Genomic DNA, 13,025 nt, shown 5'->3' with positions numbered 1-13,025 from the left:
ATGAAGCCATTGCTGGAAGCATTGAAAGAGAGAATCTTGATTGCAGATGGAGCGATCGGAACATTGTTGTATTCATATGGAGTGGACAGATGCTTTGAAGAACTGAATCTTTCTCACCCAAATGAAGTGTTGAAAGTGCATAAAGAGTATATCGATGCAGGAGCCGATATCATACAGACCAATACGTACGGGGCCAATTATCAAAAGCTTTCGAGATATGGACTAGAGGATTCGGTTAAGGAAATCAATACAGCCGCTGTGCGTCTCGCAAGAAAGGCAGCCGCTAAAAACACTTATATTCTCGGCACCATCGGAGGAATCAGGGGCATTAGACAAAATGTGTCAGTCGAAGAGATCAAAAGAAGCTTTCGGGAACAGCTTTACTGTTTATTATTAGAGGGTGTTGATGGCATTCTGCTGGAAACCTATTATGATTTCGAGGAATTGACCACCGTGCTGAACATTGCCAAACGTGAAGCGGATATTCCCGTCATTGCTCAGGTTTCCCTTCATGAAACAGGAGTCCTTCAAAATGGAATGGAAATCAAAGATGCTCTTCAACAATTGGAATTATTGGGGGCGGATGTTGTCGGAATCAATTGCCGGATGGGACCATTTCACATGGTGAATTCATTAGAGGAAGTTCCCCTGCCGAAAAGGGCATTTCTATCCGTCTATCCTAACGCGAGTCTCCCAAACTATGAAGAAGGTCGATTCTATTACTCTGCTGAGCCTGATTACTTTGGGGATATCAGCAATGAATTGAGGCTCCAGGGTGCGAGAATCATTGGGGGGTGTTGTGGAACCACACCCGATCACATTCGTTCTGTAGCTTCAAGATTGAAAAGCCGGGAGCCTGTGAAGGAAAAAAAGGTGAAAAAGAAAAAAGTAGTTCAGTTGTCTTCACCATCCATCAGTGGAAGCTTGCTGCATGAGCAAGTAAGAGAAAAGAAAACGGTCATCGTTGAACTAGATCCACCGAAGCATCTCGACACGAAATTGTTCTTCCAGGGAGCGTCAGCACTTAAGGAAGCCGGCATCGACGCACTTACCCTTGCCGACAATCCGCTGGCATCACCAAGGATTAGTAATGACGCAATCGGGAGTCTGGTAAAGTCGAAATACGACCTTACACCTCTCGTTCACATCACTTGCCGGGATCGAAACCTGATCGGACTTCAATCCCATTTAATGGGCTTGCACACATTAGGGATACACAACTTATTAGCAATAACGGGTGATCCTGCCAAAATCGGTGATTTTCCCGGTGCTGCATCCGTATATGACCTTTCTTCCTTGGAACTAATTGAACTTATTAAACAGAATAATGAGGGAATATCGTTTTCCGGCAAATCACTTCGGGAGCGGACTCAATTTTCAGTTGGGGCAGCCTTTAATCCGAACTTCCGTCATTTAGACGCCTCTGTGAAAAGGCTTGAAAAGAAAAAGAAAGCCGGAGCTGACTATTTTATTTCTCAACCGATCTTTGGGAAAGAACAACTGATCCAAGTGTATGAAGCGACGAAGCATCTGGATGTTCCGATCTTCATCGGTATCATGCCGTTGATCAGTTCAAGAAACGCAGAATTTCTTCACCATGAAGTACCAGGAATCAATGTGCCGGAAGAAACTAGACAAAGAATGAAGGAAGCAGGGAATGATCCCGTCAAAGCTCGGGCAGTCGGGATGGAGATAGCCAAAGACTTGCTGGATACGGCAATCCAGCTGTTTAATGGCATTTATCTGATTACACCTTTTGTAAGATATGATATGAGCGTTGAACTGATTCATCATATACAAGAGAAAACCAACACGGAAAGAGAGGTTCCCTATGGCCATCACATTGTTTGAAGAGCAGCTTAGAAAGAAAATACTCGTACTTGATGGAGCAATGGGGACGATGCTTCAACAAGCAAATTTATCCCCGGAGGATTTCGGAGGGGAAGAACTTGAAGGATGTAATGAAAATCTTGTATTGACAGCGCCGGAGGTCATCTATCAGATCCATCTGGAATATTTGAAAGCGGGGGCTGATGTGATTGAAACAAATACCTTTGGTGCAACCCCCATCGTACTGGACGAATATGATTTAGGTTATAAAGCATATGAAATTAACAAAGTAGCAGCTGAAATCGCCAGGAAAGCAGTAGAAGATGTCTCGACTTCCGAATGGCCAAGGTTCGTTGCTGGATCGCTTGGTCCTACTACGAAAACGTTATCCGTGACAGGTGGAGTGAGCTTTGATGAAATGGCAGATAACTACCGTGTCCAGGCAGAAGGCCTTCTCGATGGCGGAGTTGATGTGCTATTACTTGAAACGAGTCAAGATGCTTTAAATGTAAAAGCAGCGAACATCGGCATTCGAACGGCTTTTGAATCCAGAAGGAAAGAAATCCCAATTCTGTTATCCGGAACCATTGAGCCTATGGGCACTACACTGGCCGGGCAAACAATCGAATCTTTCTATTTATCCCTTGAACATTTAAACCCTTTGGTCGTTGGCCTTAACTGTGCAACGGGACCTGAATTCATGCGTGACCACGTCCGTTCGTTATCGGATTTGGCCACTACCTATGTAAGCTGTTATCCGAATGCCGGTCTCCCGGATGAAGAAGGGAACTACAATGAGACAGCGGATTCCCTGAGTGTAAAGATGAAAGGTTTCGCTGAGAAAGGGTGGCTGAATCTTGTAGGAGGGTGCTGCGGGACGACACCGGAGCATATACGTGCCCTTTCAGAGGTGGTGAAGGGATTCCCGCCACGAAAACCCAATGTGTCTCATCCCCATGCGGTGTCGGGAATTGAAGCCTTCATCTATGAGGATGAAGACAGAAGACCGATTCTGGTCGGAGAACGGACGAATGTCATCGGTTCACGTAAATTCAAACGATTGATTGCAGAGAATAAGATAGAAGAAGCTTCTGAGATTGCAAGGGCGCAGGTGAAAAACGGTGCCCAGGTAATCGATATCTGCCTTGCCGACCCAGACCGGGAAGAAGTAGAGGACATGAATGTTTTTATCCAGGAAGTGGTGAAGAAAGTTAAGGTCCCACTTGTCATCGATTCAACGGATGAGAAGGTGCTTGAGGCCGCGTTGAAATTTTCTCAAGGAAAAGTGATCATTAATTCAATTAACCTGGAAGACGGAGAAGAAAGATTTGCAAAGGTCGCTAAATTGATGAAAGCCTACGGAGCGGCAGTGGTGGTCGGGACGATCGATGAGAAGGGAATGGGGGTGTCAGTGGAGCGAAAGGTGGACATTGCTCTTCGTTCCCATAGATTGTTAACCGAGAAATATGGGATTGCTTCTGAAGATATCATCTTTGACCCTCTCGTATTCCCGGTCGGTACGGGGGATCAGCAATATATAGGATCAGCCAATAGTACGGTGGAAGGGATCAAGAAGATTAAAGAAGCCTTGCCTGATTGCCCTCATATACTTGGCGTCAGCAATGTTTCATTCGGGCTTCCCCCTGTGGGAAGGGAAGTCCTCAATGCTGTGTATCTTTATCACTGTACAAAGGCTGGACTCGACTATGCCATAGTCAACACGGAAAAGTTAGAGCGCTTTGCCTCTATTCCCCCGGAAGAAGTCCGAATGGCTGAAAAGCTTTTATTTGAAACGACGGATGAATCCCTTGCTGAATTTACAGCATTTTATAGGGGGAAAAAGAAAGAAGTAAAGGCTCCAGTAAACACAATGACCTTAGAAGAACGTTTGGCTCATTATGTAGTGGAAGGCACGAAAGAGGGGTTGATAGCTGATTTAAACATGGCTTTGGAACAATATGAGGCTCCCCTTGATATCATCAATGGCCCGCTTATGGACGGAATGAGTGAAGTTGGAAGATTATTTAATGATAATCAGCTGATTGTTGCGGAGGTGTTACAGAGTGCCGAGGTCATGAAAGCGTCCGTCGCTCATCTGGAACCATATATGGAACAAACGGAAAGTTCCTCTTCCAAGGGCAAAGTGATTTTGGCTACGGTTAAGGGGGATGTGCATGATATCGGTAAAAATCTTGTGGATATCATCCTCAGCAATAATGGGTATGAAGTGATTGATCTAGGTATTAAAGTAACTCCGCAGGAACTGATTCAAGTCATTAGGGAAGAAAAGCCCGACATCGTAGGTTTGTCAGGTCTCCTGGTAAAGTCTGCACAACAAATGGTCATCACGGCTCAAGATTTAAAGCAGTCCGATATTTCAGTCCCTCTGGTCGTCGGGGGAGCAGCACTCACCCGAAAGTTCACTACAAACAAAATCGGGAAGGAATACGAAGGGCTGGTCCTTTATGCCAAGGATGCAATGGATGGATTGAGTATCATGAATGGAATTCAACATGAAGAAACAAGACTGCAACTGGAAGAGGAAAGCCGTGAGAAACAAAGCCTACTCTCAGTACATGAAGAACCGTCAAGTCGGGCCGCATCATCCATTGCAGTGATAACACGTTCTACCGTATCTAAGGAAGTTAAGGTTCATGTTCCATCAGACTTGATACCTCATACGATAAAGGAATTTTCATTGGATCAGATCCATCCCTATATCAATCAGCAAATGCTTCTTGGTCACCACTTGGGCATTAAAGGGAAAATTACAAGATTGCTGGAAGAAGGGGACGAACGAACGATCAGCCTTAAAGCCGTGACGGATGAGTTGTTCCAAAAAGCAAAAAGGCAAGGAATGATCCATGCATCTGCACGATATCAATTCTTTCCTGCTCAGTCCGATGGTGATGATGTTATCATTTATCACCCGGAAGATTCTTCAATGGAAATGGAACGATTTCATTTTCCGAGGCAATCAGGGAATCAGCATCTGTGTTTAGCGGATTACTTGAAATCGGTTGAAAGTGGAGAAATGGATTATGTCGGATTCTTCGCCGTAACGGCCGGGGTGAAAATCAGGCAGTGGGCTAAGGAGTTGAAAGAAGAAGGGAGGTTCCTGGAAAGTCATGCATTGCAGGCCCTTGCCTTGGAAACAGCAGAAGGATTGGCTGAAAGGGTTCATGAAATGATGAGAAGCAGATGGGGTTTCCCTGATCCCGTAGACTTTACGATGCAGGATCGTTTCCGTACCCATTATCAAGGTCAACGTTTTTCATTTGGGTATCCCGCGTGTCCAGAGCTTGAGGATCAGAAGAAGCTGTTTAAGCTTCTCGAACCTGAAAAAATTGGGATCCAACTAACAGACGGATGCATGATGGAACCTGAAGCATCGGTAACGGCCATGGTCTTCGCCCATCCGGAAGCAAGATATTTCAATGTATTATGATTATCCTATCAAAAAGGCAACTCCCAAAAAATGGAGTTGCCTTTTTCTTTCTGTTTATGGTCATTCCTGAAAGTTAACTGCTATTTATGGATATGTTGGAAATGGCAGAACGTAATGTTAGAGATGAAGGGAAATCGGCTTGTAGAGTAATAAAGGGGAAACACAGAGTTAGAAAGAGTGATCTTCTGTTTTTACACTTTGATTACTAAACTTTGTTTCAAGTATTTCAAGAATCTTTTCTTCAGAAAATCCTGTGATCATCGTCAAATTAAGTAAACTCGGTTTGAGACCGATAGTCTCGCAAAAATGATAGGCACTTTGGATAGCAAGCGTTTCGATACACTTTCTTGTCAGATTGTTACTCATTCTCTCATCAGCTCCCAACTATTTTGACATATGACTAAGTAGTAAGAATACGACATCATATTAAGATTAGAGGTTGGTTTCTAATAGGAGATCCCTATACATCAAAATAGTATATCGAGACATACCCTTGCTGTCTGTTTCTCTGGTAATACCCCCATTATACACTTTATATTGTGAATTGTAGAGGGTATTTACAAAATAATGTAATATTATTTGAAAATGCTTATTATTCTTACTTTATTTTTTCAGTAAAATGAGACGCTTTTTTCCTTGCCTTTTCACATTGTATTTATTCCTATGGTGGCCTCTGAATGACATTGATGCATGAATGTGTTATATAATAGAAGGAGATATAAGATAGTTTTGAACATTCTACTTGAAAAGAGTATGATTTCCCGACTACTCATAACGTCAGAAGGGGAAGAGGAAACGGAACATTTTGATGGATATTATAGGAGGAATCATACATGCATAGAAACAAAGAAGTACATACATTTTTATTGAGCAAGGCTCGTCAATTGACAGATGAATGGTATGAATCGCTGGACAAAAGTGCAACCAGTGGGGTTTATTCTTCCACTGATCCGAAAGTGATTGAAAAATTAAAAAAGCAAAATTTTGATTTTCACGGCGTTCTCTGTAACGTGTTTGCGGAAGATAGAGAAACATTTAGTAAGAATATTGATGAATGGGTCTTAAACCTGGCCAACGATAAGGAACATTTAAATACACCTACCCATCATATCCTCAAGGAATTCATGAGGGTGAGAAATCAATACTTGGATTTTATAAAAGAATTTGCAGATTCTCATTCAGATGATGGTATATTTAATCAATTCAATCTATGGAGCAAGGTGATCATTGAAGCATTCGATCGGGTCATGTTGCGTTTTGTGGAGTTACAGTCTGAAGTTGTGGAGCAGCAGCTCCAGAATCAGCAGGAAATCATAAATGAACTAAGCTCACCGGTCATTTCCCTGAATGCAGAAACGGCGCTATTGCCTCTTGTAGGAAACATCGATCCTTCGAGGGCGGAACTGATTTTAGAAAATGCCTTGGAGCAATGTGTTGATATGGAAGTTTCCCAACTGTTCATCGATTTATCCGGTGTCGTATTAATTGATACGATGGTAGCTCATCAGATATTTCAGCTGATCGACGCACTTCAATTAATTGGTGTGAAACCAATTCTTTCAGGACTGCGACCTGAAATCGCTCAAACGGCCGTTCAACTTGGATTGAATTTCGAACACCTCACCATTACCTCAACATTGTCACAAGCATTAACAATCAAAAACAATGAAATATAATCAAGCAGATAAAAAGCATCCTTACATCTTGTATGGATGTTTTTTTATATTCAATGCGCTTCTTTTCTTTGTATGAAGTGATAGAAACTCTGAAATAAAATATCTTGAATTAAAGATAATTATCGTGTATGATAGAACTATAAGGTAATACTATCTCTTGAGGAGTGAAAAAATTGAACCTAAAACCATTAAAAGGGCAGCATCATGTTTCTGCCATAACAGCAAATGCAAAGAAAAACTATGAATTTTATACAAAAACACTGGGATTAAGATTAGTGAAAAAATCCATCAATCAAGATGACACCTCTGTATATCACCTGTTTTATGCAGATGAAAGAGGGAATCCAGGGACGGACCTTACATTCTTTGAGATTCCACATGCAGGAAACACATATAAGGGAACGAACAGTATTTCATTGACGGCACTAAGGGTAAAGACGGATGACTCACTGTCTTATTGGAAACAGCGCTTTGAAGAGCTCGGTGTCGATCATGATGATATATCCCATCACACCGGGCGATCTACGTTACGTTTCCGTGATTTCGAAGGTCAGCGGCTCATGCTTGTATCTGATGAAACTAATGAAGGAGTACCAGGCGGGAAGCCATGGGATAAGAGTCCGGTTCCAGTTGAACATGGGGTTGTCGGTTTAGGTCCTATCACATTAACCGTCGCCCGTGGGGAAAGCACAGCAGCTGTACTCAAAGATGTTCTGGGCTTTGAAGAAACTGGAAGCTTTCCATCAGACATAGAAGGCCAGGCAGACATCCGGGTATTTGAAACAGGAGAAGGCGGAACAGGTGGAGAAGTGTATCTTGAAGAACGAAATGATCTTCCCGTGGAAAGACCGGGAAGAGGAAGCGTCCACCACGTAGCATTCCGGGTTGAAGATGAAACTGAGTTGCAAAAATGGGTAAACTGGATTACAGAAAACCGCCTGCCGAACTCAGGGTTTGTGGAGCGCTACTATTTCCGTTCCCTCTATTTCCGTGAACCAAATGGTATTCTATTCGAACTTGCAACAGATGGTCCAGGCTTTGAAACGGATGAGGACTTTGATACATTAGGACAAAATTTATCACTTCCACCATATTTCGAAGCCCAAAGAGAATCGATTGAAGCGAAGTTAAAACCATTGGATACGAAAGAATAAGGAGGACAATTTCTTGAAACATATCTTTAAGCAAGGAAACAATGAACTCCCTACACTTTTATTGTTGCATGGTACAGGGGGAGATGAACGTGATTTACTTCCCCTTGCCGAAATGATTGCACCGGAAGCCTCCGTTTTAAGTGTGAAAGGGAACGTGGATGAGAATGGAATGGCCCGTTTTTTTGCCCGCTTACGTGAAGGGGTCTTTGATGAAGAGGATTTAGTATTCCGTACCAATGAATTGAAGCAATTCATTGATGAAAGCGCGAATGACTATGAATTTGACCGTGGAAATGTGGTAGCCTTGGGCTATTCCAATGGAGCAAATATAGCAGCAAGCATGATGTACCATATAAAAGAATCATTGAAAGCCGGAATTTTGTTTCATGCCATGGTACCAAGACGCGGGATCGAACTGCCGGATTTATCTGGTGTCCCGGTCTTTATTGGCGCCGGTAAGCGGGATCCCCTCATTCCCATGAATGAAACAAAGGAACTGGTTGAAAACTTGAAAAAAGCCCATTCTTCCGTTACGGAGTTCTGGACAGATGGAGGTCATGAGCTTCGTCGGGAAGAGGTGGATGAAGCGAAGAAATGGTTCGAAAAGAATTTTATGTGATGGTGAAAAACTCCGGAAGACAGTTGTCTTTCGGAGTTTTTTTGTGGAATACAATAGACGAATCTTATCTTTCAAATCGTCACAAGCATATGATGCGCTTTGAAGACTTTTAACATTTCCAAGGTCAAAATTCCCCTCCATTCCGTTTCCGCATCAGGCCATGTTTCTTCGTAGTGCCCGAACCATGACCAAGTGGGCTGCCAGAACCCGTCATGATGTTGCGATTCTAACTCCTTCCCCAATTGTATCTGTACAACATCCTCCAATATCTCATAAAAGGGTGATGAAGGTTCACTGGCTACCTGAAGCGGTTTTGCTACATATTCATTCCACCTCTCCGGATCCGTGCAAACCGTTTTACGCACATTCGTCGAGAGGATGTTGAATAGAGTGGATTTGTTTTTCCCCTCCACTTCATTTAATAACTTCTCGTAACAGAGGAAATCATGCATGTCGATTGGCTCGACTAATCCAGTAAGTTCAATGATCGCCTTTTCCGTCCATTCTTTAAGACGGGGATGATCCGGTTGAAACCGATGGAAATACCCTACGATTTCCGCGTTTGGATTTGCCCAAGTCGTTTGGACGCCGCAATGACCTCTCTCAAGATCAAAATGCCACCATGGTGCATGAGGCACTGAATTGACCTTTTCGGGTACAGCATTCCATCCTTCGTTTTCTTCATTGTATTCGTTCTGTAAATAATTCATCGCCTTTTGAACGATAGGATGACTGGCGGTGAGTTTTAATTCCTTTGCTTTTTGTAACCCAATGGTGGTAGCAAGCGGGGAGGAACTGTCCAGGCGAAAGTCAGGTTCGATTGACCGGCCGAATCCCCCATCCTCATTTTGATAGCAAGATAACTCATGAATGGCTTCGTCCTTACTTCCTTCTTCAAAGTGATAGTTGAATAACTTCTGTTCAAGGGGTCTGGCATTCTGTTGGACATAATCTTTTGCCTTTTTCCATTGTCCGGGGGAAAGGTTCATATGAAAAACTCCTTAGATTAAATAATTGGTTATAGTAATAGATTATCTATTGGGAGGGGGAATCCCTGCTTATTAAGTGAAATATTCAGAGGTCCGTCCCTTTAAAAAAATCGATGCCTGATTTTCGGCTGCATCGGATTTGGATGAATGTATAATAGGATTATGAAAAGGATGCAGGGGGGACTAGAGGTTGATTTCGCATAAATTGCAAACAGAGTATTATAAGGCATTGGTAGAAAAGAGAGCGGATTATGAAGGTGTATTTTTCGTAGGAGTGAAAACAACCGGAGTGTTTTGCCGACCTTCTTGTCCAGCCAGAAAACCGAAATTTGAGAACTGTGAATTCTTTGAGACAGCAGAGCAAGCGTTGCTTTCATCTTATCGTCCTTGTAAGAGATGTAAACCATTATCTCACCCGAATAGTGTATCGGAAGTGGTGAAAATGTTAGTGGAGGCTGTTGAGGAAAATCCGGAAAAGCGTTGGAAGGATAAGGATTTTCAGCAATTATCGGTTGATGCATCCACTGCCCGGCGCCAATTTAAGAAAAGATTTGGTATGACATTTGTTGAATATGCGAGAGCCCGCAGGATGGGGCTGGCCATGAAAGAAATCAGATCTGGTGCCAAAGTCATTGACGCTCAACATGTAACCGGTTATGAATCAGCCAGTGGATTTAGAGACGCTTTTTCAAAAATAATGGGTTCAGCTCCGGCTTGTTCCGAACATAATACTGTGTTAAAAACAGCGTGGATCGATACCAGACTCGGGCCGATGATCGGGATTTCTGATGAAAAGGAACTTCATTTATTAGAGTTTGTTGACAGACGGGGCCTGGAACGGGAAGTGGAAAGGTTGAGACATAAAACAAAGTCAGCCATCATTCCGGGCACATCAGAACCACTTCGTTCGATAGAAAAGGAACTGGACGCTTACTTTAACGGAAACTTGTCAGCGTTTACCACTCCTATCCATATGAGTGGATCTCCATTCCAAAGGAAAGTATGGAGTGAGCTAAAAAGAATTCCAATTGGGGAAACAAGATCATATACCGAGGTCGCCCAAAATATCGATCAACCTGACGCCGTACGTGCAGTGGCAAGGGCAAATGGATGTAACCAGCTTGCCATCATCATACCTTGTCACAGAGTGATCAGGGCAAATGGTGATTTAGCAGGTTATGCGGGAGGTCTTAACCGGAAAAAATGGTTGATTGAGCATGAACGGAAGGTGGCAGATAAGAAGGGGCAGTTAGGATGATGTACAGCAGTTTCTCTCATATGTAAATGATTCAATGCTTCCATGAGTAATTAGGTGTTGCAGATTCCGGAAAGAGCTACTAGACTATGAAATAGAGTTCTTACAGAATTGGGAGCAATGTACATATGGGTGTGTTGAGAAAAGCAGTCATTTTAGGGTTGGCATCAACCATACAAGGTTTGGCTATGGCCGTGTTTTTGTTTCCCCACTTCATCCCTTCCGGTGGTGCAGCAAGTGTGAGTGTGCTATTAAACTATTTACTGCATGTCCCGTTTGCGGATACCTTATGGGTTATGAACGCGTGTTTATTGGGAGCAGCTATAAAGTGGCTTGGGAAGGGAAATGCCTTCTGGACCATGTATTGCGTAACCGTCACTTCAGTGGTGGTGGATGCGGCAGATCCATTGATGACGGGTACTGTTTCATTTGTATTTGTGGATCTTCTCATTGGAAGCATCCTTTTTGGAATCGGCGTCGGAGTCCTATTCAGGATGGGTGCATCCTCCGGGGGCATGGACATTTTAGCCCTGATCATTTCCAAGCTGAAAGGATACTCACCCGGGAAGACGTTATTCGCTATAAATGGCAGTGTATTACTCTTAACAGGGATCGTAGTGGATCTGAAAATCATTCTATTCGCCATAGCGTGTCAATTCATCGCGACAAGAATCTTGGATATCATCAACAAGTTTGATATCAGGCGGAGCATTCCACATGTCGAAAATGTGTAAATGAAAGGTCCGTCCCTCACAGAGGGACGGATCTTTCATTTAGGAAATTTCTTTGATGATTGATTTGACGGTATGTGTAGGAGAATTTTCAAAGAAAGAGATGTATTGAAACAGTTTGTTTTTCGGCAGGAGGTTTTTCCGTATTTCCTTGGCTGATTTTCCTTCCAGATGAGCTTTCGTGACAGATTCCTGGAGGCGGAGAAGGTAATCCCTTTTTTTCACCAGCAACTTTCTACCGTGCTTAAGGTACCCTTGATGAGAACAATACACCTCTTCAAAGGAATACGTCAGGACTTTGTTTATGGAACGAATCAGTTCTGGTACCGATTCGAACGAGAAATTAGACGTGGGAGAATGAAATAAATATAAATCTCCGGAGAAGCAAATCCCTTTTTCCTCATCGACCAGGACAATATGATCTTCAGCATGGCCGGGAGTATGGACGATTTGAAAAGTATGGTGCTCGGTCTCAAATGTAGCCTCTTGAAGAGCCTTCGGATGAAACGAAGGGCGGTTATGCCAAAACATGGCCCGGTAGAAAGGCAGTTTGGTACTATGATTGCACTTATCGATTCCCAGAGGATGAATCCATTGAGGAAGGGAATAAAATCGTTCAATCCAAGCACTATTACCGGTATGATCTTCATGGTGATGGGTGTGGATGACCCGCTTGATTGGAAGCTCTTTGAAAATGGTACGAACTTCGTTTTTCATACTATACGGCCCCGTGTCTACAAGAACATCATCAACTTGAAAAATATAAACGGGCATTTTTTGACCAAAGGTTTGAACATTTAATTTGAAAGATTGTATCAACGCAGTTACTCCTTACCAATAAGTGTTATAGTACAATATTCGAATAAAATGTGAAAATCCCTGCTTGCATCTCCATCTTTTCCAGGGACGGACCTCAAATATCATCTATTACTCCCATGCCGAAAATGGTAAACTAGAGAAAAAGTAGTTGTTTGATATAGGAGGCAACGTTTTGCAGAAATGTAATGTATGTGGTCATCAATTTAAGTGGAAAGAGATAGTGTTTTCAATTTGGGGTTCCTATAAACCGATTGAGTGCAGCCAATGTGGAAAGAGGCATACAATCAATTTTGTTTCAAAGTTCATTGTTTCCCTACTTATTATCGTACCGGCTGTAGTATTCGGTTTATTAATCGCACCTGCCCAAGGGCTTTCGAAACCTTTGACATTCGGCCTTATCGTTCTTATGGCTTTTGTTATTTCACTATTTCTTCCGTTATTTGTTAAATATGAATATAAGCAAAGATAGAAAGAGAGAGCTGCCTACCATGGCAGCTCTCTTCT

At 42.8% G+C, this 13,025-nt stretch carries 10 protein-coding genes; 8 read left to right on the top strand and 2 right to left on the bottom strand.

Going from position 1 to position 13,025, the window contains the following annotated elements; genetic code table 11:
• The 5 genes from N5C46_RS04020 to N5C46_RS04000 all read left to right on the top strand — a co-directional run bounded on the left by N5C46_RS04020 (position 1) and on the right by N5C46_RS04000 (position 8,727).
• Positions 1–1,851 carry a bifunctional homocysteine S-methyltransferase/methylenetetrahydrofolate reductase gene (locus tag N5C46_RS04020; protein WP_261751033.1) on the top strand — a complete coding sequence of 617 codons (1,851 nt, stop codon included), beginning with the start codon at positions 1–3 and terminating at the stop codon, positions 1,849–1,851.
• A complete protein-coding gene (metH, locus tag N5C46_RS04015; RefSeq protein WP_261751032.1) occupies positions 1,832–5,278 on the top strand; it encodes a methionine synthase in 3,447 nt (1,148 codons plus the stop codon). The genes N5C46_RS04020 and metH overlap by 20 nt, the downstream gene beginning before the upstream one ends.
• Before the next feature lie 833 nt (positions 5,279–6,111).
• On the top strand, positions 6,112–6,954 hold the full coding sequence (locus tag N5C46_RS04010) for an STAS domain-containing protein (protein WP_261751031.1): 843 nt from the start codon (positions 6,112–6,114) through the stop codon (positions 6,952–6,954).
• Between the two features lie 173 nt (positions 6,955–7,127).
• The gene (locus tag N5C46_RS04005) at positions 7,128–8,108 is read left to right on the top strand and encodes a ring-cleaving dioxygenase (protein ID WP_261751030.1); all 981 of its coding nucleotides are present in this window, start codon (positions 7,128–7,130) and stop codon (positions 8,106–8,108) included.
• Positions 8,109–8,121: 13 nt separating this feature from the next.
• Positions 8,122–8,727, top strand: coding sequence for an alpha/beta hydrolase (locus N5C46_RS04000; protein WP_261751029.1), 606 nt, complete (start codon positions 8,122–8,124; stop codon positions 8,725–8,727).
• Between the two features lie 71 nt (positions 8,728–8,798).
• Here the strand turns inward: N5C46_RS04000 and N5C46_RS03995 are convergent, their stop codons facing one another.
• Positions 8,799–9,716 carry a hypothetical protein gene (locus N5C46_RS03995; RefSeq protein ID WP_261751028.1) on the bottom strand — a complete coding sequence of 306 codons (918 nt, stop codon included), beginning with the start codon at positions 9,714–9,716 and terminating at the stop codon, positions 8,799–8,801.
• Positions 9,717–9,906: 190 nt separating this feature from the next.
• Here N5C46_RS03995 and N5C46_RS03990 point away from each other — a divergent pair, with 190 nt between their 5' ends.
• Together N5C46_RS03990 and N5C46_RS03985 are read left to right on the top strand one after the other, a co-directional pair.
• On the top strand, positions 9,907–10,974 hold the full coding sequence (locus N5C46_RS03990) for a bifunctional transcriptional activator/DNA repair enzyme AdaA (protein ID WP_261751027.1): 1,068 nt from the start codon (positions 9,907–9,909) through the stop codon (positions 10,972–10,974).
• Between the two features lie 125 nt (positions 10,975–11,099).
• On the top strand, positions 11,100–11,705 hold the full coding sequence (locus N5C46_RS03985) for a YitT family protein (RefSeq protein WP_261751026.1): 606 nt from the start codon (positions 11,100–11,102) through the stop codon (positions 11,703–11,705).
• A gap of 39 nt (positions 11,706–11,744) precedes the next feature.
• Here N5C46_RS03985 and N5C46_RS03980 read toward each other — a convergent pair whose 3' ends face one another.
• On the bottom strand, positions 11,745–12,419 hold the full coding sequence (locus N5C46_RS03980; RefSeq protein ID WP_261751025.1) for an MBL fold metallo-hydrolase: 675 nt from the start codon (positions 12,417–12,419) through the stop codon (positions 11,745–11,747).
• A 322-nt stretch (positions 12,420–12,741) separates the two neighbouring features.
• Here N5C46_RS03980 and N5C46_RS23295 point away from each other — a divergent pair, with 322 nt between their 5' ends.
• The gene (locus tag N5C46_RS23295; protein WP_420720450.1) at positions 12,742–12,990 is read left to right on the top strand and encodes a hypothetical protein; all 249 of its coding nucleotides are present in this window, start codon (positions 12,742–12,744) and stop codon (positions 12,988–12,990) included.
• Positions 12,991–13,025: the final 35 nt, after the last annotated feature.

Source organism: Rossellomorea vietnamensis (genome assembly GCF_025398035.1).
GTDB lineage: Bacteria > Bacillota > Bacilli > Bacillales > Bacillaceae_B > Rossellomorea > Rossellomorea vietnamensis_B.
Note: the sequence above shows the minus strand (reverse complement) of the source record. Positions and strands in the feature narration are given on the sequence as shown.